Source organism: Falsibacillus albus, from assembly GCF_003668575.1.
In the GTDB taxonomy this organism is placed as follows: Bacteria; Bacillota; Bacilli; order Bacillales; family DSM-25281; genus Falsibacillus; species Falsibacillus albus.
In genome coordinates this window covers 1-23,387 of sequence record NZ_RCVZ01000008.1, presented here as the reverse complement: position 1 = coordinate 23,387, position 23,387 = coordinate 1, and the positions used below count along the sequence as shown (strand labels likewise).

The 23,387-nt window shown below is 41.9% G+C and carries 28 protein-coding genes, 1 pseudogene and 1 riboswitch; of the genes and pseudogenes, 3 read left to right on the top strand and 26 right to left on the bottom strand.

Features of this window, described 5'->3' with window-relative positions:
* Positions 1-41: 41 nt before the first annotated feature.
* The 5 genes from D9X91_RS12310 to D9X91_RS12290 all read right to left on the bottom strand — a co-directional run bounded on the left by D9X91_RS12310 (position 42) and on the right by D9X91_RS12290 (position 4,835).
* Positions 42-632, bottom strand: coding sequence for a hypothetical protein (locus D9X91_RS12310; RefSeq protein ID WP_121680935.1), 591 nt, complete (start codon positions 630-632; stop codon positions 42-44).
* A gap of 140 nt (positions 633-772) precedes the next feature.
* Positions 773-2,200, bottom strand: a complete 1,428-nt coding sequence (locus D9X91_RS12305) for a hypothetical protein (RefSeq protein ID WP_121680934.1) — start codon at positions 2,198-2,200, stop codon at positions 773-775.
* A 103-nt stretch (positions 2,201-2,303) separates the two neighbouring features.
* Positions 2,304-3,830, bottom strand: coding sequence for a hypothetical protein (locus D9X91_RS12300; protein WP_121680933.1), 1,527 nt, complete (start codon positions 3,828-3,830; stop codon positions 2,304-2,306).
* Between the two features lie 385 nt (positions 3,831-4,215).
* Positions 4,216-4,422, bottom strand: coding sequence for a hypothetical protein (locus D9X91_RS12295; protein WP_121680932.1), 207 nt, complete (start codon positions 4,420-4,422; stop codon positions 4,216-4,218).
* A gap of 44 nt (positions 4,423-4,466) precedes the next feature.
* On the bottom strand, positions 4,467-4,835 hold the full coding sequence (locus tag D9X91_RS12290; protein ID WP_121680931.1) for a single-stranded DNA-binding protein: 369 nt from the start codon (positions 4,833-4,835) through the stop codon (positions 4,467-4,469).
* 242 nt (positions 4,836-5,077) lie between these two features.
* On the opposite strand from D9X91_RS12290, the gene D9X91_RS12285 reads away from it, so the two are divergent.
* Positions 5,078-5,512, top strand: coding sequence for a YwpF-like family protein (locus D9X91_RS12285; RefSeq protein WP_121680930.1), 435 nt, complete (start codon positions 5,078-5,080; stop codon positions 5,510-5,512).
* 113 nt (positions 5,513-5,625) lie between these two features.
* Positions 5,626-5,946, top strand: coding sequence for a helix-turn-helix domain-containing protein (locus tag D9X91_RS12280; protein ID WP_121681067.1), 321 nt, complete (start codon positions 5,626-5,628; stop codon positions 5,944-5,946).
* A 16-nt stretch (positions 5,947-5,962) separates the two neighbouring features.
* Here the strand turns inward: D9X91_RS12280 and D9X91_RS12275 are convergent, their stop codons facing one another.
* From D9X91_RS12275 to spoIID, 17 genes and pseudogenes are all read right to left on the bottom strand, one after another.
* Complete coding sequence (locus D9X91_RS12275; protein ID WP_121680929.1) at positions 5,963-6,079, bottom strand: anti-repressor SinI family protein; 117 nt, start codon at positions 6,077-6,079, stop codon at positions 5,963-5,965.
* Positions 6,080-6,111: 32 nt separating this feature from the next.
* Positions 6,112-6,197, bottom strand: a riboswitch (cyclic di-GMP riboswitch).
* A gap of 425 nt (positions 6,198-6,622) precedes the next feature.
* Positions 6,623-6,913: an S-layer homology domain-containing protein gene (locus tag D9X91_RS12270; RefSeq protein WP_267900815.1), complete on the bottom strand. Its 291-nt coding sequence runs from the start codon at positions 6,911-6,913 to the stop codon at positions 6,623-6,625.
* Positions 6,901-7,035 (bottom strand): annotated as a pseudogene (locus D9X91_RS23135) (S-layer homology domain-containing protein); the annotation flags it as partial. The gene D9X91_RS12270 and the pseudogene D9X91_RS23135, both read right to left, overlap by 13 nt.
* Before the next feature lie 405 nt (positions 7,036-7,440).
* Complete coding sequence (locus D9X91_RS12260) at positions 7,441-7,839, bottom strand: hypothetical protein (protein ID WP_121680926.1); 399 nt, start codon at positions 7,837-7,839, stop codon at positions 7,441-7,443.
* A 252-nt stretch (positions 7,840-8,091) separates the two neighbouring features.
* The gene (gene fabZ, locus D9X91_RS12255) at positions 8,092-8,526 is read right to left on the bottom strand and encodes a 3-hydroxyacyl-ACP dehydratase FabZ (protein ID WP_121680925.1); all 435 of its coding nucleotides are present in this window, start codon (positions 8,524-8,526) and stop codon (positions 8,092-8,094) included.
* A 195-nt stretch (positions 8,527-8,721) separates the two neighbouring features.
* Positions 8,722-9,006, bottom strand: a complete 285-nt coding sequence (locus tag D9X91_RS12250; RefSeq protein ID WP_121680924.1) for a DNA-directed RNA polymerase subunit beta — start codon at positions 9,004-9,006, stop codon at positions 8,722-8,724.
* 15 nt (positions 9,007-9,021) lie between these two features.
* The gene (locus D9X91_RS12245; protein WP_121680923.1) at positions 9,022-9,879 is read right to left on the bottom strand and encodes a flagellar hook-basal body protein; all 858 of its coding nucleotides are present in this window, start codon (positions 9,877-9,879) and stop codon (positions 9,022-9,024) included.
* 27 nt (positions 9,880-9,906) lie between these two features.
* Complete coding sequence (locus tag D9X91_RS12240; RefSeq protein ID WP_121680922.1) at positions 9,907-10,776, bottom strand: flagellar hook-basal body protein; 870 nt, start codon at positions 10,774-10,776, stop codon at positions 9,907-9,909.
* 225 nt (positions 10,777-11,001) lie between these two features.
* A complete protein-coding gene (gene mreB / locus D9X91_RS12235) occupies positions 11,002-12,003 on the bottom strand; it encodes a rod shape-determining protein (protein WP_121680921.1) in 1,002 nt (333 codons plus the stop codon).
* A 327-nt stretch (positions 12,004-12,330) separates the two neighbouring features.
* Complete coding sequence (gene spoIIID / locus D9X91_RS12230) at positions 12,331-12,603, bottom strand: sporulation transcriptional regulator SpoIIID (RefSeq protein WP_121680920.1); 273 nt, start codon at positions 12,601-12,603, stop codon at positions 12,331-12,333.
* A 489-nt stretch (positions 12,604-13,092) separates the two neighbouring features.
* Entirely contained in the window at positions 13,093-14,094 is a 1,002-nt protein-coding gene (locus D9X91_RS12225; protein WP_121680919.1) for a nuclease-related domain-containing protein, read from the bottom strand.
* Between the two features lie 23 nt (positions 14,095-14,117).
* Positions 14,118-14,333 carry a hypothetical protein gene (locus D9X91_RS12220; protein ID WP_121680918.1) on the bottom strand — a complete coding sequence of 72 codons (216 nt, stop codon included), beginning with the start codon at positions 14,331-14,333 and terminating at the stop codon, positions 14,118-14,120.
* 408 nt (positions 14,334-14,741) lie between these two features.
* The gene (locus D9X91_RS22510; protein WP_158598302.1) at positions 14,742-14,885 is read right to left on the bottom strand and encodes a hypothetical protein; all 144 of its coding nucleotides are present in this window, start codon (positions 14,883-14,885) and stop codon (positions 14,742-14,744) included.
* A 131-nt stretch (positions 14,886-15,016) separates the two neighbouring features.
* Positions 15,017-15,199: a hypothetical protein gene (locus D9X91_RS12215; protein ID WP_148709073.1), complete on the bottom strand. Its 183-nt coding sequence runs from the start codon at positions 15,197-15,199 to the stop codon at positions 15,017-15,019.
* A 34-nt stretch (positions 15,200-15,233) separates the two neighbouring features.
* Positions 15,234-15,845 (bottom strand): pyroglutamyl-peptidase I, encoded by a 612-nt coding sequence (gene pcp, locus D9X91_RS12210; protein ID WP_121680916.1) that lies wholly within the window; start codon positions 15,843-15,845, stop codon positions 15,234-15,236.
* A 151-nt stretch (positions 15,846-15,996) separates the two neighbouring features.
* A complete protein-coding gene (locus tag D9X91_RS12205) occupies positions 15,997-16,935 on the bottom strand; it encodes a M23 family metallopeptidase (RefSeq protein WP_121680915.1) in 939 nt (312 codons plus the stop codon).
* A 188-nt stretch (positions 16,936-17,123) separates the two neighbouring features.
* A complete protein-coding gene (spoIID, locus tag D9X91_RS12200; protein ID WP_121680914.1) occupies positions 17,124-18,149 on the bottom strand; it encodes a stage II sporulation protein D in 1,026 nt (341 codons plus the stop codon).
* 534 nt (positions 18,150-18,683) lie between these two features.
* Here spoIID and D9X91_RS12195 point away from each other — a divergent pair.
* Positions 18,684-20,318: a M4 family metallopeptidase gene (locus D9X91_RS12195; RefSeq protein ID WP_121680913.1), complete on the top strand. Its 1,635-nt coding sequence runs from the start codon at positions 18,684-18,686 to the stop codon at positions 20,316-20,318.
* A gap of 236 nt (positions 20,319-20,554) precedes the next feature.
* Here D9X91_RS12195 and murA read toward each other — a convergent pair whose 3' ends face one another.
* The 4 genes from murA to D9X91_RS22890 form a co-directional block, all read right to left on the bottom strand.
* Entirely contained in the window at positions 20,555-21,859 is a 1,305-nt protein-coding gene (murA, locus tag D9X91_RS12190) for a UDP-N-acetylglucosamine 1-carboxyvinyltransferase (protein WP_121680912.1), read from the bottom strand.
* A gap of 32 nt (positions 21,860-21,891) precedes the next feature.
* Positions 21,892-22,653 (bottom strand): YwmB family TATA-box binding protein, encoded by a 762-nt coding sequence (locus tag D9X91_RS12185; RefSeq protein ID WP_158598301.1) that lies wholly within the window; start codon positions 22,651-22,653, stop codon positions 21,892-21,894.
* Between the two features lie 171 nt (positions 22,654-22,824).
* Complete coding sequence (locus tag D9X91_RS12180; protein ID WP_121680910.1) at positions 22,825-23,076, bottom strand: DUF1146 family protein; 252 nt, start codon at positions 23,074-23,076, stop codon at positions 22,825-22,827.
* A gap of 85 nt (positions 23,077-23,161) precedes the next feature.
* A partial coding sequence (locus D9X91_RS22890; RefSeq protein ID WP_233569783.1) for a hypothetical protein occupies positions 23,162-23,387 on the bottom strand: 226 nt, incomplete at its 5' end.

Below are 23,387 nucleotides of genomic sequence, written 5' to 3'. Positions count from 1 at the left end.
ACCATCCATTTTCTGGATGGTGCCTGGCACCTTTTTTAAACCTAATGAACGGTTTCGTAGTTTTTGAACGGGTCGTTGAAATGGACGTCGATTGTGCGGAAAATGATTTTCTTCAGCTCATCTGTTATGAATTGAATATCTTCGTTTCGATAATTCCTCTTCGGCAACCCTTGATTATAGACATAGCGATATAGCTTTGAAGCATATTCCAAGTCTTTTTTGTCAGCAGGCTTCGTTTTTTCCAATTCAAACAGCTTCTTTTTCAATTTGGCGATCATGTAAGAAGCGTGCTCCATGCAAAAGCATGACGTGGGCTCCTGCCTTAATTTTTCAGACAAACTGCTTATTGTCCTTTCCTGCCTTTTTGTAGGCTGTTCTGTAAAGATGCCCGATACCGTCTCTTCATAGGCGCCGATAACTTCTGCAAAAAAAGTGGCCTGTGTCTTAAGTTCTTCTGCAATCAACTTATGCCATTTGTCATTCTTCAAGCTTTCTTCCTTCCATTGCAGAAAAAACTCTTCAAACCGATAGTTTTCTTTGACCCAATCTTTCCCTGCCATATACCGAATAAAAGACGATCTAAAGGAGCGGACGAGCAACTCCTTTGCCTTCCCAATGATTATTCCATGCATACCCTAATTCCACCTAATTCTAGTTATTTAATAATATTTTACTATTTGTCCGTCTCGTTATAAAGAACTATTTCTGATAAAGGCGACAGGCGCCATCCATTTTCTGGATGGCGCCTGTCGCCTTTTCTACCCCTCTTTACTCAAATAAATATTTCATCATAGTCCGTGATTCCGTCGTTGTCTGAGTCAGTTTTCAATGGGTTGGTTTTGAATTTTTGTTCTAGCGAGTTTTGGACTCCATCCCCATCTGCATCGTCTTTTCCATCGGCTATTCCATTATTATTTGCATCAACTTTTAATGGATTGAATGGGGCATTTGGCAAGAACCCTTTCTCTTTGTCAAAGCTTCCATTCCATTGCAAATAGTATTGAACTTCAAAGTAATCTGTTAAGCCGTCATCATCTGTATCCTTTTTCAATGCATTTGTTTTATAGATCAATATCTCCATACCATCAGTCAAACCATCCCCATCCGAATCAGCTTTATTTGGATCAGTTCCATAAGTCTCTTCCAAGCAATTATTTAATAAGTCATTGTCATTATCCATACTGCATTTATCTACTGCTCTTGGGGAAACTGGTTTGAATCGTTCTAACACAATTAGACTTTCCATAAGGGCTTCTATCGCATCATCTTCTAACTTTTTCACAGAAGCAATATTTCTAATCAATAAATATCCCCAATTATAGTTTTGGCGATATTCCTGCTGAAAATTTTGTTCATCGCCTCCAAGTGTGAACTCCTTTTCAAACCATTTGGTCACGGAACCATTGATTTTTATCGCTTGTAAAACTTTAATCGTTGTGTCGACAGCAGATTTTACAATATCCAATTTATTTTCTGTTTCAGCTTTGATCTCAGCTGATGCCTTTTTGGAAGATGTGCTTGTGCCATTTTCTGAAGCGGCTTCCAATGACTGCTTCTGCTCCAGCGATGCCGCTCCATCAGTAGCAGTATATTGCTGCTCGAACAGAACCGCATTGCTTTCTTGATTTTGATTCGCTTGACTCCCGTTTGTATTTTGAATTTGAGTATTATTGATCCCAGTTACCTGCATCTGACCAATACTCGCACCCTGTTCAGTAGTGACATTCTGGCCCTGGCCAGTCTTAATGGATGTTTGTTGTCCTTCAGAATCAAGAGTTGCATTCGAAACTTCCTGGTTTTGTGTAGAGTTGGTTTCAACGTTTTGGTTTTGATCTGCATCTGTACTATCATTTGAGTGGATCATCTGCTCTTGCCCGGCAACAACTCCAGTGGATTGCCCCTGGCCAGCCTGGCTTCCATCACTTTGCTGATCCTGTATTATCCCACTGTTCACAGTTTGATTTTGTGAGTTTCCTTGATCACTTGAATTAGATGATTGGTTTTGGGAGGCATTTAAACTTGTATCTTGACCCTGATTGACTTGACTGCCATTGTCTAGCGTGGTGCTCGTATTTTGAGCAGAGACTGCATCCTTCTCTTGTGATTGTGAATTTCCTGGTGGTTCGGCAGCTGAAGCAGATATTGCTCCATAAAAAACGATTTGAAATGAGAATAAGATTGCCAGCAAACGTTTGATCAAATTTTTCACCTATCTCTTATAATTTGTCTTTATTGAGGACGAATCATTCTTTAATAAGAACGATTCGTCTAAAAATTTTTTCCCTATCAGGGGATTTCCAGAGTTATTCTAATATTAGCCCTGTATTGGATGCGGATTGATTCTGGATTACCACTGAACTGGAATTTTGTGATTGAGTGCTTCCAGCGCCTACCCCGGATTGGGACTGAGAATTATAAACCATTGAACCTTGATTTTGATTAATTCCCATTCCATCCGCTTTTTGTTTTTTCTCAGCATAGTTATCAACATTTTGGTTTTGTTTATTTAAGCCACCGATAGCTAAATCTACTTGATTTTGTTCAGTATTATTCCAACTATTTTGATTTTGTTTATTCCCGACTCCAGTAGCTGTTTGCTTATCCCATTCAACATTGGCTGCGGATTGATTTTGTTTGTTAGCACCAACTAATCCTCCTGCTCCCATTGCAGTTTGAGAAGTTTCATTAATGCCAGTTTGTTTTTGATTGATGTTAGAACCATTTGCATACTGTTTTTGTCCTCCTAAATTCATTGAGGATTGGGATTGCTTACTAGCCCCGAATAAACCTCCCGCCCCTAGTACTGTTTGGGATGTTTCGTTAATGCCAGTTTGTTTTTGATTAATATTATTTCCTTTTGCCTTTTGCTTCTGTTGCCCTGCATTCATCGAAGATTGGGATTGCTCATTTAGCCCTAACAGTCCTCCCGCCCCTAATGCCGTTTGGCTGGTTCCATTCATGGTATTTTGTTTTTGATTATTATTCATGCCATTCGCAGTTTGTTTAAGTTTCGTAAAATTGCTAGACTGCTGGCTTTGATTTGAGCCGCCAAATATGATTCCCGCTCCAGCTGCAGATTGAGAAGTCACATTTAGAGTGTTTTGTTTTTGTGAATTATATTTTCCTTTTGCCTTTTGCGTTTCAGACGATTCATTATATGACCCTTGGTTTTGCTTTGTGATGCCTAAACCTGATGCAGCTAAAGCTTCCTGTGAAGTTAAATTGACGTTGGATTGTGCCTGGTTATCGTGCGAACCTCTAGCAATTTGTTTTTGTCCAGGTTGGCCATCTTCACCCAACATAACATTTATCGATGATTGCCTTTGATCAGCCATGCCAAACATTCCAAAGTTTGCAGCATTTTGCATTGTATCATGGAATGCTGTTTGTTTTTGATTATCAGCTTTTCCTTTAGCATATTGATCTGCAAAAGAAGTATTCTCGCTCTGTTGATTTTGCCTTGATGCAAATAAGAAACCTTCTGTACTTTCCGATTGGGATTTATAGCTTTGTGATTTCTGACTTTGTGTTATTTCGCTATCTTCCTGATTTTTGGAGTCAGCATTTTGAGAACCAACTGAATAATCTGTTGACTTTTGATTTTGTGAACCAAATACCAAGCCGCTTACATGTTGATTTTCCTCTACCTGGCTGTATCCATCTTGCTTTTGGTGAACATTCAATCCATTGAAATGTGATGAAATATCGTAGCCATAATTTGAATTTTGGTTTTGTTTTACTAAATCCAATTCATTTGCAAACACAGAAGTTCCCATCATGGAAATCGCTAAAACACTAACACCTACAATACTGCCAACCTTTTTTTTCATACTTCATACCTCCAGGAATCGATATAATATATGGAATACACTTCCGAAAAATAGTATATTCTCGTTTTCATAAATATCAAAATCCCAAATCAGGCGAATTTCGTTCGTTTTATCTATTTTTTCGTTCTTAATCAAGAACAATCGTAATTTCTCACACTTTTTTAATTTTCAATAAATCGTTCTAATACCCATTTTCTGGATGGTGCCTGTCACCTTTTTTTACCCCAAAATAACACAAAAAAATAGCCGGGCACGATTACCGGCTAAATGGTTGAGGTTGGTTTGGGGGTACAGCAATTTTATGTCGGGGGTCTCGTTGATTGGTTTGTAATGCGGGGTGTCCTTTTAACGCCGTGGACAAATGGCGGTAAAGCTTACTCCTTTACTAAATTTTTCGCGCTTGACGTGGTTTCATCATAAATGATTGTTTGTGGTTCATGGGGTTTTGTTTCAAGTGAAGCAGCTCCTGTTCCAGAAGCTGAGTTTTGCAGGTTAATTGATGAATTTGTTGATTGGAATTGCCGATGATTCTGATGAGTTCCTCAATTAAATGTTCGATTCTGGCTATTTGCTGATACTGTCGATTATCCAACCAGCCACCTCCTATATGCTCTTGAAGCCAAGCTTTTATCTTATTCACCTCTTCACATCCGTCATCACTGACTGCAGCTCGCGGTCTTCGGCGGGTCTCCCTCCCAGAAACTTAACCGAATCCGCTTGCACCTCTGTCACATAAACCCGTTTTCCCTGTGAATTTTCATAGTGCCTCGTGTGTATTCTTCCGGTCACACCCAGGACAGAGCCTTTATTGCAGTACTTGGCCGTGTTCTCTGCTGTACGGTTCCACAACGTACATAACACAAAGTCCGCGTCTGAAGTCCCTTGGCTATTCCGGTATGGCCGGTTGACCGCTAGCGTTACATTCAAAACCGCCTTCCCTTCCGAGGTGTACCTAAGATCCGGCTTTTTGGTTAACCTTCCCACTAACGTCACTTGGTTAATCAAACTCGGTTCAACTCCTTTCTCAGAATGTAAGACTAGCTTACCGAGTTTGGACTTCCTCGTAAAATTGCGATAATTGAATTTTGGGATATGGAAAACTGCACATACTTGCATTTTAGAACGGAAAAAGTAAAAATAATGGACAAAACAATACTCATAATACAATTTTCATGTTTTACAAAATTTTTTCTAGAGAAATCGGTGTGGTATAATTTTTATAAATCAATCATTGGGGGTTCAGCGCTATGAAAACCTTTAAATTAATTACGCTGCAATTAGCCGAGGACGGAGATTTTTTGGAATTGCCGATCAAGGATGGTTTGATCATCAATAAAGAGGACGAGCATCATACATGGCTTGCAGAGGCTTTCCTTGATGGGGAGCATTATGATTATTTTCGAGATCTTCAGGAAAACCCCGAAGATCTCGATGTTCAAGTCGTGATTACACACCCAGCCAACGACCCGGCTTTTTTCAGTATGCATATCCAATGCATCAAAAAAATGGACGGCGATATCAGCGTGTTATTAGAAGGTCATTTGAAGAAGCCGCGCAGTGAATATGCTGAACTGCTTTTGGGGGATCTCATGGAAAGGGGATATAGTGGAGACGAACTTTTGCATGAATTCAAGGAAAAAATGATCTCAAAACCAAAAATCCCTAAAAAGGTCAAACAATAACTTTCGATTCTGGAAATATTTTTGTAAAATTATCGTTCAATATATAGAACAACTATGTTTTCTATGCTAAAATTTAAGTTAACAAAAAAAGGGAATGAGGATGATGGACCATGATGATTGGAGATCGTATCAACCAATTGCGTAAAGAGAGAAAAATGTCCATGTCTGAACTGGCTGAAAAAGCGGGTGTGGCGAAGTCTTATCTTAGCTCTATTGAACGGAATATGCAGACGAATCCTTCTGTTCAATTTTTAGAAAAAGTGGCAGCAGCCTTATATGTGCCAATCGATTCACTTATCCAAGAGACAGTCAACGAAAAGGATTTGGATTCTGATTGGATGAGACTCGTAGAGGATGCTATGAAATCTGGGATTTCCAAACAGGAATTCAAGGAATTCATTGAATTCAATAAATGGAAGCAAAATCAAAAGTGAGGGGCATTTCACCCCCTCACTTTTTTAATGCAGCTGTTTGTAAAAAAGAACGAATTTCTTCCTCCGTCAGACCTATCTTCAATGCTTCATCAATCAATGCGACCCATTCCTTATCCAGTTCTTTTATCTCCACAGGTTTTCCCCTCCTAAAATACTTATAGTATTTCAGGCAGCTCAGCCATCCTAGTGATTACCACCTTAGATCTGTAGCTTTGCGTCCTTACTTTTCAATAAGTTTGCCTTTTTCTGGTATCTCGTCCCACTTTTTTACTAATTATAAAAGAATACGCGTTCGATTTTTGTTCTTTTTTGTCATCCAAAAAACATTTTTTTATTGTATTTTTTGACAATAACCATTTAAAAAACAATCTAAAACGTAACTTGTGGAGGCAACTGTACTAACGGGAAATTTTTTTTGTAGAATACTGGAGGAATAAGGCGAAATATTCAGTATATTTTACCTATGGAATTCACATCATCCTCTTCAATCAATTCAGCCTGCATTCTCCCTTTCTATTTTCTTGTTCAATAAATGTAAAATGAAATCAACTTATTCAATCTTTGAATCAGGATTTTCACACAGGTTTTTATTCTTTAAAATGAAATCCTCCTTTTTATCAATTCATTTCAACAGGTTACATATTACTATCTATTATGAATTATTTCTTATAAAATATCAAAAAATTTCCATTTGTTTTTTGATTTTTATTGATTCTATCATAAATAAATACCTGCCATCTAGTAAATGACGGCAGGTATTCCAGAATTCAAGGAATTGAGCAATGATTTTGGCCATTTGCGCGCGATCGGTATTTTCATAAAGACTAAAAGTCCCATTTGCGTGACCTGTCATGATATTAAATTGAAGCATTTTTTCAATATCCTTTGTTGCCCAGGCAGGAAAGCTGTTGTGATCTTGATAATCAGAAAGTTTCTGATGACTGCGAGTTCTCCTCTGGTCATTGATACTGATGGAGCATAGTTGGATGCTGTTTTTCCAAAGACGATTCCTTTGGAAGCAAGTTTCTCAATATATGCTTCCACCCAGTTTGCCCTATTATCTACGTCCGAAAACGGCAGTTCCTGCATTAAAGACCACTGGTATATTCCTTTAATTTAAGTCTATGTTAAAGCTTGGTGTTGATATTTTGCCCGTTTCCGCTGTTTATTGGAGTGATTGTCGTAGAGAAAAAGCAGAGTCATGAAAACCTGGAGCTCTTATCCAAGGAGGCTCCCAACCAGACCACAAAAAATCAAGCCTAACTAAAAACAGCTGCCTTCTTGATTGATGACAGCTGTTTAACATATTGCATGCTTAAATCTAATGAACAACACTTGAATACAACTGATCCTCATTAAATTTATGATTGTGTAAAAGCATCTTAATAATATATTGGATATCTCTTTGTTGATAATTTCTTTGAGGCAGTTCTTCGCCGTATATTAGATTATATAAAAGCGACGCATAATCGAGATCCGTTTCAGAGGCAGGCCCTAGCTGTTCTGCTTTTTTTTTAATTCCTCATTCAACTGCTCAGCCACATATTTCGCTTCTGCTTTGCAGGAATAAGAAAATTCTTTCCCCGATTGCGATTGGAGTTCTTCAATTTCTTCAATTTGTTCCTTGGTAGGTTCTTCGGAAAGAATCTTTTCGATCGTCTCGTTGATTTTATTGGCTAATTCCTGATGAAAGACAGGGTCATTCTTGGTTTGCTCATCAATTTTGCCGTACCATGAGGAATTTGTATGTATGTACTCTTTCCAGTCCTGAATAAAATCCTGTAGATTGAATCTATCTTCAGCCCATTCAATTCTCGACATATATTGTTCAAACGCGGTTGAAATTGAGCGAGTGATACTTATCTTAACACCCTGAGATAAACCTTTAAACATCTGTAAAGTACCCCCCTATTAAAATATTATCCACGCAAATTTATTATTACTATATCATATATGTAAACCTGCCTGAGCATAAACAGACAGAAGTGCAACCATAAAAATTATGGAAGAATAGAATTTTTAATCCATTATTGAATTTTACTGTAAATTCACAAAATGAGCAATACAAATATCAACCCTGGCACTTTGGTGACAGGCACTCAACAGCCCTGCACCCTGGTGACAGGCACCCGGGTGCATAGCTTATTATTCCTGCTTATCCCCGAGGGCAAACATGAGCTCTGTTTCGCAGACGATTTCGCCGTCAACGGTTGCCACGGCTTTTCCTTTCCCAATCGGTCCGCGGACACGCACCATTTCCACTTCTAAACGAAGCTGGTCGCCAGGCTTCACTTGCTTTTTGAAGCGGCAGTTGTCAATGCCCGTGAAAAACGCCAATCGGCCGCGATTGTCTTCTTTTTTAAGCATCGCAACGGCACCAACCTGAGCCAACGCTTCCACGATCAGTACTCCCGGCATGACAGGGTAATTCGGAAAATGGCCATTAAAGAACTCCTCATTGGCCGATACATTTTTCAGGCCAATCGCCCTTTTCCCCTCTTCAACCTCTAAAATGCGATCCACTAACAAAAACGGATAACGATGAGGGATAATCTCTTTTATCTGCTGAATATCTAGCATGTATGTAACCTCCTGATTTTGTAAGGGGGTGACAGGCACCATCCAGAAATTGGATGGTGCCTGTCACCCTAGATTCGACTTATCTTATTGTATCAAAAAACGGTTTAGGTAGCTATGTACCTTGGTGCCTGTCACCAAAGGGCCACCCCTTAACCATTCCGCCGCCATAAATAAAGAGAGGCGGCGGGCCTCCCTTTATCTTTTGTTGACTAGGTCGTATATATGAGTCCATGTGGATTTTTTAAATGTGTCCTTTGGATTGCCGTCCCCTATCACTCCATATCCGACGACGGCGCCTGATCCAACGCTAAGAAGAATGAGAAGGATGACAATGATGATCCGCAGCCAAATAGGAATCAAACGGATCCGCACTTTTTTCCGGCGGTTCGCTGATTCGGTTTTCTCTGTATTTTTGGATTGTTTTCTATGCTCTTCCCTTGTTTTTGATTCTTGCTGTGGTTGGATATCCTTGACTGTCATATTGCAAAACTCCTTCTAACGTATGCCATTCACTAATCCCATCATTTGATCGGCCATCGTGATCGCCCTTGCCTGGAACTGATAGGACCGCTGTAAACTGATCAGCTGTGACATTTCTTTGCTTAAATCAACGTTCGACTGCTCGAGGCTGCCTTGTTGAATCGCAATACTCCCGCGATTGTTACCTGTCATATCTGTGTATATATCATTTGCTTTTACGCCTAATGAATTCATGTTTTCCGGCAGCCCCACTAAATTATTTCCCTTTTGCTCAAGGAACTGCGGTTTTTTCACCGAAATCACGCCAAGCTGGAACGATTCCGTTTGCCCCGAATCCAAATGGACAATGAACTCTCCATTCTCGGTAAACTTTGTATCCTTAACACTGCCATTGATGATGATCGGCTGCTCCTTTTCATCAAGCACCGGTCTGCCGTCACTGTTCACCAGCATCGTCTCGCTTCCACTGACCGGCGAAAGCTGCAGTGCGCCATCCCTTGTGAACTGCACCTTACTCCCTTTATCGTCTTGAACCAGTACTTTCAAGAACTGATCGGCTTTTGTAAAAGCAATATCAAGCGGACGATCGGTTGCTTTCAGGGCTCCCTGCGACATGTTCATCTCCGCTTGTCCCAGTCTAGCACCGGTACCCTGCCGGATTTGGAGTGGAGTCCGGCGTTTGCTCTGGCCTTGTTCAACTTCATCTTTTTCAGTCGGCTGATTATCAAATTGTTGAAACAGCATATCCGAAAAATATGCTTCCCGTTTTTTATAGCCATTCGTCTGGAGGTTGGCCATATTGTTGGAAAGGATGTCCATCTGCTTCTGGATTTGTCCAAGCGTATTTGTCGCGGTGATCATTTGTCTATTCAAACCGATCGCCTCCCTTCATTTCAACTATTATCCGTTCACGCGGCCCACTTCATTGACCGCCTTATCCATACTTTTATCATAAGCCTGCAGCACCTTTTGATTGGCTTCAAAAGCGCGGTATGCCGTCAGTAGATCGGTCATCGTTTTCGATGAGTCCACATTCGAACCCTCTATGAAGCCCTGCTTGATTTGAAAATCAACATTCGGTGCTTTCTTTGGATCGTAGGCAGAAGGCAGCGCTGCATTTTTATCCAGATAAAATAGTCCGTCCCCCTGCTTATTCATCATTTCAGGGTTATCTGAGTAGCCAATGCCGATTCTGCCGTAACTCTTGCCGTTTGCTGCAATTTGGCCGTTTTCATTGATGGTGAATTGATCGCTGTCGAGCTGGATCGGCTTCCCTTGATCATTTAGGACATAGAGCCCATTGGACGTCGTCAAAAATCCCTTGGCATCAATTGTAAAATTGCCGTTTCGCGTGTAGCGGGGGTGTCCGTCCGCATCTTGCACGGCAAAAAAGACACTGCCAGGTCTATCGGTGTCCTGATTCATTGGCATGTTGATATCCTCAATGGCCAAATCGGTAGTGCGGTCCGTCGATTGCAGGTCGCCTTGACTGAATAAAGGATTCGCCTCCTGCATGTAAACTCCCAGATTCAACCCCGTTCCATCCTTGCCGGTATCAAGTCGATTGGAAGTCATCAAATTCAATGTCTTCTCAGTCGGGATCGATGCATTTTCAATCCTGCTCAAAAGCATCTCCGGAAAAGCCCTCATCGATGACTGATCTGCTTTGAATCCAGGGGTGTTTGCATTCGCCATATTATTCGTCAACATTTCGGTCCTTCTCTGCTGCGCAATCATTCCTGAAGCTGCCGTATAAAATCCTCGAAGCATCCTCTCACCTCATACACGTTCTAAATATCCTACCTTCCATTATAAAGGATAGATGTCGACAAAGACACAGAAAATTTGCCTTTTTTCAACTGCTTCTGTCATTTTTTGGCGAAAAGGTGAAGTTTCCGATCGAAAGATGGAGCGGAGTTGGTGACAGGCACCAAAGGGGTAGGGCTGAACAAAAAAACGAACAGGCAGTTTTCCTGCTTGTCCGTTCATTTAAGTTTATGCCAATGATTTTCTTGGGAGTTTGTCCATGTTTTCGAGCATGACGCCTGTTCCGATCGCGACACAGTCCATCGGATTTTCTGCAACTAGAACTGGAACTTTTAATTCTTCTGCCAACAGCTGGTCGAAGCCGTGCAGCAGTGCTCCGCCGCCAGTTACGATTACGCCGCGGTCAATGATGTCCGCTGATAGTTCAGGAGGAGTTTTTTCAAGCACATTCTTTGCGGCTTGAACGATGATTGCTACAGATTCACGCAAAGCCCCTTCAATTTCCTCGGAATGGATTGTGATCGTGCGCGGCAAACCTGTCACCATGTCACGGCCGCGGATTTCCATTTCTTCCGAACGGGAGCCTGGGAAGACCGTACCGATTTTCATCTTGATGTCTTCTGCCGTGCGTTCACCGATCAGAAGCTTGTACTGTTTTTTAATATAGCTCAAGATTTCACTGTCGAATTTATCTCCGGCCATTTTGATGGAGGCCGATGTGACAATGTCACCCATGGAAAGAACGGCGATATCCGTCGTTCCGCCGCCGATATCGACGACCATGTTTCCGCTAGGCTGAAAAATGTCCATTCCAGCACCGATTGCAGCCACTTTTGGTTCTTCTTCCAAATAAATTTTCTTTCCGCCGCTTTTTTCAGCCGCTTCCCTGATTGCTTTTTGCTCAACACTTGTGATGTTCGTCGGGCAGCAAATCAAAATGCGGGGCTTGGATAAAAATCCTTTTACATTCAATTTGTTAATGAAGTGCTTCAACATGGATTCGGTTACATCAAAGTCTGCAATGACCCCATCCTTCAATGGACGGATGGCGACAATGTTCCCTGGTGTACGCCCTACCATTCTTCGCGCCTCTTCTCCGACGGCCAAAACTTTGTTTGTGTTTTTGTCGATTGCAACGACAGATGGTTCATTTAAAACAATTCCGCGGCCCTTTACATGAATCAAAACATTCGCAGTTCCTAAGTCAATTCCAATATCTTTTGCAAACATCCAAAAGTGCTCCTTCCTGATCATATCAACGCTTTATCTATAGGGTATGATTTGTTTTTTAATGTTCTGTTTCAATGAAAGAAGTTTAGTTCCCTAATTGAACATTTTATCACAAATTTATGTCTTAGAGGAATGAATTGACAAATATTTTTCAATATGTTCACAATTGTGTTACTTTGAAGTTTTTATTGATATGAGTGAGAGGTTAAGGTTGTTGATTTTCGAAGCCTCGCACATACCTCACCAATCGAAATAACTTGTAAAACAACAATCTATGATAAATAAAAAAGGGAGCATTCCGCCGAATCGCGGTTTGCCTCCCTTTTCTCATTTTACTGCTTCCCCTTCAAATTCTTCTTTTGCATACTTCTGTTTTGTAGCTTCGCCTCCACGTAGATGACGGATTGATTTATGATAATCGAGGATCACTTTTACTTCGTTGGCAAGCTCCGGGTTAATTTCCGGCAGCCGTTCTGTGAGGTCTTTATGGACAGTACTTTTGGACACGCCAAACTCCTTCGCAATCACGCGAACTGTTTTTCTCGTCTCCACGATATACTTTCCAATCTTGATAGTTCTCTCTTTGATGTAATCGTGCACACCACTCTACCTCCCTAAATTGGATGTGAGAAGTGTGAAATGAGACCCGCTTTCACTTCGACGGAGTACTGTATCCCGCATTGACGAAGCATTTCTCCCTCCCAATCAAAAATGGGGGTGGAGCGACTTCGAAATATGTATGCGGCAGAAGTGATCGAACCTTCTGTCATTACAAGGATTAAACATGTCTGCGACCCAATGAGCTCTGCTTATTAACGACTCTTCACCTCAAACACTCTCTTTTTATTGTCAGGTTTGTATCAGTTTATTAGCTTGGTTGACGATATATGCACGAAAAGCACAATAAGGACAAGGATTATTAGAAAATTTTTAATCTTTTTCTCATCATAGCCTTAAGGGTGGCACTTTGGTGACAGGCACCAAGTGGTGGGGCTGAATGGTGGTGCCTGTCACTTTGGTACAGGGCTGAAGTCGTTATTTGGCAGCTATGCCCTTCTGGTGACAGGCACCTAGGAGCATAGCTCATGTTTATTTCCTGAGAAATGTGTCGAGAGTTGGCGAGATTTTCATATGATATTTTCGGTTTTTTGTGTCGCCGATGGGTTTAATGTGTCCGTTTGAGGTCAATAGTCTGAGGGAGGTTTGTTCTGAAGCGATATTGAGGAAATATCGGATATCTCTATTTGTGAATTCCTGTTTTACGAGCAGCACATAATCCATGATCGATGGTAAAAATGCCACCTTCGATTGATGATGGCAATGGCTGCAGGACCATGATCTCATTTCCCTGACCATCGGCAATGTTGAACAATGCGGACAATGTATACCTGTGATAAGCTCTGATGGCGAAATGTTGAACTTTTCCAAAGCCGGGTAATCGTACTCTGTATGGTGCTTTAAGATTAACTTTTTTATCTTTCTCATCTCTTTTCCTGAGAATTTTTCGTCTCGATAAATCTTTTCAAATTCATTTATTTTCGTCCGAAGCATTTTATTACGGACCACTTTGTTCAACACCTTTTTATCAAAAGGCTCCATTCTGATTTGGGAAGATGAGTTGGTGATGACAATGAGGGATAGGACGGGAATGGAGGCGAAGTTAAATTGTTCAAGCCAATGTTTCAACTGATATTCCTGTTCGGATACCTGAAGGATCGGATCTGGAAAACAGTCTTCCACCCCATCGCTTGTTGTTCTGATGAGTTGTTTAAAATTTTGATTGAACGTCAATGTGCCGGAAATGTTTTTGACCTCAAGAATGAGGATGAAATATGGGGAAAGGATGAGGATATCAATTTGAAAATAGTAGTCTTTACGTTCCTTTAGCCGAACATCATGAAAAATATAGTATTTCTGGTCTTCCAAACTTCTAAGATGATAGTCAATTGTCTGCTCCCCCTTGTATCCAGCCATACTCCGAGCTCTTTCTTCCTCGATTTTCAACCTTTGGGGATGGGTTTTTGGAAGTCTTCTTAGTAAGGCTTCAAGTATGATCACCTTCCGTGGGATTTGCAGCTCTTTTACAATCAAATCATCACTCCTTTAATTGTTTTTCATCTATTTTCTTTAAATGCTGATGAAATTCCTTTATTTCTCTCAAAAAAATCCAGAGGAACAAGTTGGGGAAGGGGATTCCGTGATGAATGATGAGGCGATTCCATCACTTTCAGCCATAATTCCATCACAAAACCGATTTTCTCCATCACAATCGGGAATTTCTCCATCACTTCCGGCGATATTTCCATCACTATCCGCTTTTTTTTCATCACTCTACCGATTCCGCTTCTCCTGGAGGCACACCTCAGATTTGTCCAAAGGCATTTTTGATGTAAACCACTTCCCGGATAGACTCTATTTTCATCTTAAATGAAATTTCCCGAGTCTCCACCTTCAGTAATAGACAAATTTATGCGAATTTGCGTCAGATCGGGGACGATTTTGAGGCGATTCCATCACTTTTAGCCATAATTCCATCACAAAACCAATTTTCTCCATCACTTCCGGCGATATTTCCATCACTATCCGCCATTTATTCCATCACTCCACCGGTTTCGCTTCTCCTGGAGGCACACCTCATTTTGTCCAAGGACTTTTTGGTTGAAAACCTCTTCCCGGATCGACTCCATTTGCATCTTAAATGAAATTTCCCGAGTCTCCACCTTCAGTAATAGACAAATTTATGCGAATTTGCGTCGGATCGGGGACGATTCTGAGGCGATTCCATCACTTTCAGCCATAATTCCATCACAAAACCGATTTTCTCCATCACAATCGGGAATTTCTCCATCACTTCCGGCGATATTTCTATCATTATCCGCCATTTATTCCATCACTCCACCGATTTCGCTTCTCCTGGAGGCACACCTCAATTTGTCCAAAAGCATTTTGATGAAAACCTCTTTCCGGATCGACTCCATTTGCATCTTAAATGAAATTTCCCAAGTCTCCACCTTCAGTAATAGACAAATTTATGCGAATTTGCGTCGGATCGGGGACGATTTTGAGTCGATTCCATCACTTTCAGCCATAATTCCATCACAGAACCCATTTTCTCCATCACAATCGGGATTTTCTCCATCACTTCCGGCGATATTTCCATCACTATCCGCAATTTTTCAATCACCTCCTTCCCCAATTCATTTTTCTCCAAAATAAAAAAGCCAGTCCCCTCAGGGACCGGCTAAAACACCAATCATTATTTCAATCGCTTTCGTCAAATCAGCCTGAGACCAGCTTGGCATAGCCCTGGAGCCTTTGACGACAAGGTCATGTGAGGCCGGAACATGGATGAACCCTGCAGGTACGGTCATATTGCGGGATTCTAACTCATGGAGCATGGAGTACATGATGTTGTTGCAGAGGTAGGTGCCTGCTGTATTGGAGATTTTGGCAGGAAGTCCTGCAGCATTCAATTCTTCGACCATTGCTCGAATTGGCAGCGTGGAGAAATAGGCAGCCGGTCCATTTTCTTCAATGAGAGCGTCCTGATGCGCATTTCCTTTGTTGTCAGGTTCGCCGTCGCGAATGTTGATGGCAACTCGCTCTGGAGTGATGCATTCGCGGCCCGCTGCCAGCCCAAGCGAGATCACCGCGTCATGCTGAAGATCATTCATATAAGAAACAAACTGTCCCTGCGCCTCCGCAAAATCGACCGGCAGCAGCTTGCCTTTAATCTGATAGTCTCCGGTTTCTTTTCCATCCAGCTCCTTCACGATTTGTTCTGTTGGGTTGATCGGATGGCCCAAAAATGGTTCAAATCCCGTTAATAGCAGTGTTTTCATTGAAAGTTCTCCCCCCTCTTTTTCCACCACTATACCATATTTTCACAATAAAAAAGGTAGATAAGCCACCGCATTCGGTTAACCTATCTACCTTGGTGCCTGTCACCAGGGGGCCACCCTGGTGAATCAGGTAAGTTTAATTTTGATGTTATTAGTTGCCGCTGTCTTGTGTTTCGTCTGATGCGCCGTTGTCTTGGCCAGCATTGTCTGAACCAGAGTTGTCTGTGCCAGATTGGTCAGCGTTATCACCGGACTTTTGGTCATCTGATTTTTGATCTCCGGTTTGGCCTGATTGATCATCTGATTTTTTATCTGAAGATTGATCAGTGCCGGATTGGTCGTCAGATGTTTGGCTTCCAGTTGATTGGTCTTCTTTTACATTGGCTTTTGCTTTTTCAGCGTCTTCTTTCACTTTTGCGTCTAAATCAGCAAGAGATTTGCCAAAGAATTCAATTGGGTTCACAGGATTGTTGTCTTTACGGATTTCGAAGTGTACGTGTGTACCTGCTTCTTCATTGTATAAACTTTCTCCTGCACTCGCGATGACATCGCCTTGTTTCACTTGGTCGCCAACCTGAACTTTGAAGTCCTTAACGGATTGATATTGAGTCACTACGCCTTTCTCATGCTCAATTTCTATGACGTTTCCTAATAACGAATCTTCTTTAACATTTGTAACTGTACCGCTCATGGCCGCTACCACATCGAAGCCTTTATTGTCTTTCATTGTGATATCGATTCCGCGGTTTGGATGATACGAATTGTTGTAGACAACGAGTGCTGCTTCCTGATCTTCTTCAGATGCATTGTAATCATAGAATTGCTTTTCGATGACTGCTGCGTCTTGATCTTCCACTGGCATTTTGAAGTTTTCTAAAGCACTATTAACTTCTACCGATGGATTGTTATACTCATTGTTTGCTAACTGGTCATCCCCGTTACCCTTTGGCTGAGCGACATCATTATTGGCAGCTTGATACCATAGGATTGCTGTAATTAGGATCGCTGCACTTACAAGATACATTGCTGGGAATACCCAACGTTTTTTAAAGAAGCTTTGAGAAGATCGTTTCTTTTCTTCCTCTCTCATTTTCCATCACCTCAGCAATCATTCTGAACAGGTGTGAGAAATTATATACATTTTTCAAAAAAATTTTTTAGTTCTTAGTTTTCGACAAAACCCATTTATATATGTATAAACTCGGAAAAAAATCTAAAAAAGATTTAGGGTGACAGGCACCATCCAGAAAATGGATGGTGCCTGTCACCCTAGTTTTGTTATTTGCTGGCTGTGACTTTGGTTACGTATTTGTCGTCTGAGGTGATCTGGATGCCTTTATAGTAGTAGGCGAGGATTTGTTTGTAGTTTTTTCCTTGTTTGGCCATGCCGTCGGCGCCGTATTGGCTCATGCCGACCCCGTGGCCATAGCCTTTGGTGGTGATGATGAGGTGATCGCCTTTTCTTACCCAGCTGAAGTCCGATGAGTTCAATGCCAGTTTCTCCCTGACTTCGCGTCCTGTGAATTTCTTCCCACCGATTTCGATGGTGCCGACGCGTTTGCCTGGTGTTCTGGAAGTGATGGTGCCGACGGATCCGCTGTTACCAAGCTTCACGCCAAGTTCCTTTTCAAAGTCACTGATGCTTATCGTCTTCTGTGCGGTATATTTAGGAGATTCTTTATCCCACGGGCTCGCTACGCTTTGCAGATAAGGTACTGTGTTTTCCCAATAATCCTGCGAGTTTTCTGTATAGCCGTTGCTCGTCGAGAAAAAGGCTGCATTGATCGGCTCATCTTTATACGTAATGATTTGTCCGGCAGTGGCTTTGACCGCTGAGGTTACTTTTTTCAGCTTCCAATCGTAGTCGCTGCCCCAAATTCGTTTTAAGTCATCCAAATTTTTGTATACTTGATGTTGGACGGTATCCGTGACGTCCGCGCCATCGGGGACTCCGCCGCTATCCTTGTTCATGAGATGGCTGATGATATAGGTCCTGGCGGCAAGCGCTTGCGCCTTCAATGCTTCCTCATCGAACTCAGCGCTCATTTCGGATGCCACCACCCCGATGACATATTCTTCGATGGGCAGCTTCTCTACCTTTTTCTGTTCCGATCGAAATACGGCTACGGCCGGACCCTTCGTCATCCAGCTGTTATCAGCTTTTTTTGATTTCAGTGATAGACGTTCATCAAGCTTGCCATTCGCGTTTCCATCTGAGAAAGGAAGAACGAGCAGGGATGGAACAGCAAATGTTAGGACGAGTAAGACCGCGACGATTAAAAGGATAAATTTGTTTTGTTTCATGCTTGATGCCTCCAATACAGATATTGAGGTAGGCGTGGTTTCATTGATGTGACGCCTTAAAAAAGGACAGGTTCAAATCGGCCGCGTGCTGCGGTCGATGCTGCTGCACCACCTTTTATTAAAGCGATGATCATGAAGAAAACAGCCTTAAGGGTATAAGCAAATCCATTGCCCAACCCTCATTTCAACATATGGCTGCGGACAAGCTTTTATGCCAGAAAAACGAATCATTTAATAGATATTTTTCAAAAAAATTTTATGATTCGACGATTTTCCCGTCCATCAAACGACCTATTTCACGTTTTTTCTCCGCTTTTATCCCTTTTATTTATTATCAAAAGAATATTTTTCCATTCTATCCTCCCATTGAATTCAAGCTTGTCCCCTGCCCGCTGCACTAGTTTCCACCATCCACCATAGGGCAAATCATTACCATCCTATCAATTGTTATCGGAATTATATGAATAATCATTTCGACGTGATATGATTTTTTTCGAATATAAATATTTTCCAGAAAAGGGGTGGATGCAGCCAATGAACAAAAAGAAATGGCTGGGAGTTGGACTGGCTTTAGGACTTGTTTCCAGCAGCTTTTCACCACATGCTTTTGCAGCTCAGAATGGTGCTGAAAAAGTAAAAATGAATCAGCATATCGGTTCACCTGAATTTATATCCGGTGATCTGACGTCTCCGACTAGTTTGGATGCAAAGCAGGTCGTCCTTCAATATTTGGACATGCATAAGGACAAGTTCCGTTTTGGAACCAAAGCAGCGAAGGATTCATTCAAAGTATTGGATGTCTCCAAGGATTCGCTCGGTAAAACGGTTGTCCGTCTCCAGCAGCTTTACAACGGAGTTCCTGTTTGGGGATCGACGCAAGTTGGCGTCGTCGATGATCAAGGCGTGTTGAATGTCGTCTCCGGGACGGTTCAGCCGCAGTTGGAGGAAAAGCATGCTTTGACGGAAGCGAAAAAAGTGAACGCCAAAAAGGCCGTGAAGATCGCCAAAAAAGATCTCGGCTTCGAGCCAAAGCTTGAGAAAGAGCCGAAAGGTGAGCTTGTTGTCTATACAAAGGATGACTCGGCGCACTATGCTTACCTGGTTAACTTGAATTTCCTTTCACCTGAACCTGGGAACTGGAACTATTTCATTGACGCAAACGATGGAACGATTTTAAACAAGTTCAATAATATGGATGAAGTGTCTGGCACGAATGCCGTCGGAACAGGCAAAGGTGTGCTTGGTGATACAAAATCACTGAATACGACACTGTCCAATGGTATGTATTACTTGCAGGATAACACAAGGGGATCGGGCATTTTCACGTATGATATGTCAAGCTATTGGCTGCTCCCTGATCTATTCCTGCCGGGCACCCTTTGGAAAGATAGCGACAACGTCTATAATGCGTCAGCCGATGCGGCCGCTGTGGATGCCCACTACTATGCTGGCGTGACGTATGATTATTATAAAAAGAAATTTGGACGCAATTCTTATGATAATCACGGCGCTGCAATCAAATCATCCGTCCATTATGGAAACAACTATAACAACGCGTTCTGGAATGGTTCGCAAATGGTTTACGGTGATGGCGACGGAACGAACTTTACTTTCTTCTCCGGCGGAATCGATGTTGTCGGTCATGAGCTTACGCATGCTGTGACTGAATCCAGCTCCGGACTTGTCTATCAAAACGAATCCGGTGCACTGAACGAAGCATTATCCGATGTGTTTGGTACGTTGATAGAGTTCTATAATGGCAAAAACCCAGATTTCGAGATTGGCGAGGATATTTATACGCCGGGTGTTCCAAACGATGCCCTTCGTTCCATGAGCGATCCCGCGAAATATGGATATCCAGACAATTACTCCAAACGCTACACGGGTACGGATGATAATGGCGGTGTTCATACGAACAGCAGCATTATCAACAAAGCCGCTTATTTACTTAGCGAAGGCGGCTCTCAATACGGCGTGACGGTACCTGGAATCGGCCGTGACAAGCTTGGCGCGATCTACTACCGCATGAATACCGTCTACTTAACATCCAATGCGACGTTCAGCCAGGCACGTGCTGCGGCTGTCCAAGCAGCGACCGATTTATACGGTGCAGGATCTGCAGAAGTGAACGCCGTCAATAAATCGTTTGATGCGGTCGGTATTCAATAAGACTTGATTGATAAGCATAACAAGTAATTTTTTTCTGATAAATTTCCTACAATTTTGACTTCAAAACTAGTATTCTCCCTAAAAATACTATAGATGTGGAATCCGCTGGCGACAGCGGATTTTTTTATTTTTAGTAGAATAATTGATTTTCGTTTCAATCAATAGTTTCATAGATTGCAAGCAATAAAAAAACACCTCAGATATCCATCGTCGATGAAGTTCTGAGATGTTTCTCTTTATGCGTTTAAGTCTTTTACATAATCGGTTTTTACCGTTTCGTCTGCTTCATTGATGCGTTCGATGTCTGCACCAAGCGCAGCCAGTTTATTATGGAAATTCAAATAACCGCGGTCTAAGTGCTTCAATTCGGTTACACGTGTGTAGCCATCCGCTTTCAATCCTGCAATGATCAATGCCGCTGCTGCGCGAAGATCCGTTGCGGCAACTTCAGCACCCTGCAACTGACTTGGACCATTCATGATGACGGAACGGCCTTCGATTTTAATATCTGCGTTCATGCGGCGGAATTCTTCCACATGCATAAAACGATTTTCAAATACAGTTTCTGTAATCATGCCGGTTCCTTCTGCACATAGCAAAAGGGACATCATTTGCGACTGCATGTCTGTCGGGAATCCAGGGTGAGGCATCGTTTTGATATCGACTGCCTTCAGTTTATCCGGACCGATGACGCGCAATCCATCCTGTTCTTCAATGATGGTCACACCCATCTCTTCCATTTTTGCCACAAGGGAAGAGAGATGTTCAGGCACTGCACCTTGAACAAGGACATCTCCGCCTGTCACAGCTGCCGCTACCATGAACGTTCCTGCTTCGATGCGGTCAGGTATAATGTTATGATCGGCACCAACGAGACGATCCACACCTTCGATACGGATGGTTCCCGTACCTGCGCCCTTCACTTTGGCACCCATTTTATTTAAATAGTTAGCTAAATCAACAATTTCAGGTTCTTTTGCACAGTTTTCAATCGTAGATGTGCCTTTTGCCATAGCAGCAGCCATCATGATGTTCTGTGTAGCTCCAACACTTGGGAAGTCAAGATAGATTTTCGCCCCGTGAAGTCTGTCTTCGACTTCGGCTTCAATAAATCCATTTCCAACTTTCACTTTCGCTCCCATTGCTTCAAAGCCTTTTAAGTGTAAATCAATCGGACGTGATCCTATTGCACAACCGCCTGGCAGCGCCACACGTGCTTTTCCTTGGCGGGCCAAAAGAGGACCCATGACCAAGACGGAAGCGCGCATTTTGCGTACATATTCGAATCGTGCTTCAATATTCAACTCTCTTGATGCATCCACAACAATATAATCATCCTTGAACGCAACGTCCGCATTCAAAGAGCGCAATACTTCATTAATTGTATATACATCGGAGAGAGTAGGTACATCACGTATAATGCTTTTACCTTCACTAGCTAATAATGTTGCGGCAATAACAGGCAATACGGCATTTTTTGCTCCTTCAACCTTTACCGTACCGTTCAACTGATTACCACCGCGGACGATGATCTTTTCCAAGAGTATTCCCCTCCGCGTCCAATTTCTATATATTAATATTCAATCGTAAGGATGGGTGTGCCAATAACGATGGTCGTCTTAGCGCCCATTCCACTTTTCCTAAGGCCAATTTGTACATTCATCTCGGTGTTCCTTAAAGGAACGGCTTGCGTAAAATCTGGTGAATATGCAGAAACAGAATAGAAATCCTTTTCTTTCAAAGATTCTTTTTCTTCGGCATGGAATTCTTTGAGCATATCACTGGCGTATTTCGATAAAACATGATCAATCTTATCATTGAATTCGCCTTTGATACAAGAGAAAATCACAGGTTTTTCCTTGTAAATTAGAGCCAATTGCTTCGGGAATTTTTCTTTGATCAATTGGGCTTCTTCTTTACTCCAATTTTGACCCGAGACCTCATAGAGAATATACGAAAACCGTTGTCCATTTTTGAGGGTCGAGAGCAATTGAATTTTTTCATGGAAGTTGGAATTTGCTGAAACTGAAGTTCCCACCGCCGCAAAGCGGTCTTTCTTTTCATCTTGCTTCCAGTCCCATTGAGGAAATGTCTCCTGAAGCTTTTCCATTTTTGCACGGAATTGCCCAGCGTTCTCAATGTTTAACGTTTCTCTTGTATGTAGAGACCATTCAATGACCTTCCCGTTGTCATGTTGAACCGCCTCTGCCATTCGCCAAAGATCTATGCCTTGTTTTGCTGCATTGGTTGTTGTATTCCCCAATAAAAAATATATAAAACCTAAAGTCACTGCCGCTATAGGAATAATGACTGCTTTTCTCCATTTTTTATACATGTTTCTCCCCCTCTTAGTACCATTCTTTCCACTAAGAATCAGAGCATACATGGGAATTCTCGTCACATTTAGACATATGTAAACGGGCTGTTTTTTACGTCTAAAAAATCAATGCAAAACAAATCATAATCAATTATATTCCGGTTGGGAACATGCAGGAAGACCTATTTTTTACAGAAGTGTGACAAGTTGCAGCATCAACGGAAGCTGCTGGGACCATAGCAGGTAATCAAGGAAAAAATTACTTACCGTAGACCCGATCGCAATGGTCAATAATATATATAATAAACGGGCTTGGAAAACGTGATTCGCCCTTATGAATTTCTCAAAATTCAATGCTTGAAGCGCCCAAAACGTAATACCGATAAACACGAGGTGCGAAATAATGCTGATCAATGCATGCTGACCAAAATCCGAAACCATCCTACTCCTCCTTTTTCTCTAATATTCGCTAAATTTCGACCCATTGTTCATTGTATCACATAATAATTGAAAATATTAGAAGATTTCAACCAGGGGGAAAAATTTTTAAGGGTGGAAAGGGTGACAGGCACCATCCATTTTCTGGATGGTGCCTGTCACCCTGGATGTCACCCTGGATTAGGGATTTCTTCTCTATTTGCGGTGTTTCCATCACTAAGCTGAGTTTCTCCGACACTTCCGGGGATTTATCCATCACTTTTGCCGATTTATCCATCACTAATCGCTTTTTATCCATCACTTCCGGCGATAAT

Bases quoted from the DNA above. Each gene is read 5' to 3' on its own strand.
- D9X91_RS12310 (WP_121680935.1), bottom strand. From the start codon at position 632: ATGCATGGAATAATCATTGGGAAGGCAAAGGAGTTGCTCGTCCGCTCC.
- D9X91_RS12300 (WP_121680933.1), bottom strand. From the start codon at position 3,830: ATGAAAAAAAAGGTTGGCAGTATTGTAGGTGTTAGTGTTTTAGCGATT.
- D9X91_RS12285 (WP_121680930.1), top strand. From the start codon at position 5,078: ATGAAAACCTTTAAATTAATTACGCTGCAATTAGCCGAGGACGGAGAT.
- D9X91_RS12280 (WP_121681067.1), top strand. From the start codon at position 5,626: ATGATTGGAGATCGTATCAACCAATTGCGTAAAGAGAGAAAAATGTCC.
- D9X91_RS12260 (WP_121680926.1), bottom strand. From the start codon at position 7,839: ATGTTTAAAGGTTTATCTCAGGGTGTTAAGATAAGTATCACTCGCTCA.
- fabZ (WP_121680925.1), bottom strand. From the start codon at position 8,526: ATGCTAGATATTCAGCAGATAAAAGAGATTATCCCTCATCGTTATCCG.
- D9X91_RS12250 (WP_121680924.1), bottom strand. From the start codon at position 9,006: ATGACAGTCAAGGATATCCAACCACAGCAAGAATCAAAAACAAGGGAA.
- D9X91_RS12240 (WP_121680922.1), bottom strand. From the start codon at position 10,776: ATGCTTCGAGGATTTTATACGGCAGCTTCAGGAATGATTGCGCAGCAG.
- mreB (WP_121680921.1), bottom strand. From the start codon at position 12,003: ATGTTTGCAAAAGATATTGGAATTGACTTAGGAACTGCGAATGTTTTG.
- D9X91_RS22510 (WP_158598302.1), bottom strand. From the start codon at position 14,885: ATGGCGGATAATGATAGAAATATCGCCGGAAGTGATGGAGAAATTCCC.
- pcp (WP_121680916.1), bottom strand. From the start codon at position 15,845: ATGAAAACACTGCTATTAACGGGATTTGAACCATTTTTGGGCCATCCG.
- D9X91_RS12205 (WP_121680915.1), bottom strand. From the start codon at position 16,935: ATGAGAGAGGAAGAAAAGAAACGATCTTCTCAAAGCTTCTTTAAAAAA.
- spoIID (WP_121680914.1), bottom strand. From the start codon at position 18,149: ATGAAACAAAACAAATTTATCCTTTTAATCGTCGCGGTCTTACTCGTC.
- D9X91_RS12195 (WP_121680913.1), top strand. From the start codon at position 18,684: ATGAACAAAAAGAAATGGCTGGGAGTTGGACTGGCTTTAGGACTTGTT.
- D9X91_RS12185 (WP_158598301.1), bottom strand. From the start codon at position 22,653: ATGTATAAAAAATGGAGAAAAGCAGTCATTATTCCTATAGCGGCAGTG.
- D9X91_RS12180 (WP_121680910.1), bottom strand. From the start codon at position 23,076: ATGGTTTCGGATTTTGGTCAGCATGCATTGATCAGCATTATTTCGCAC.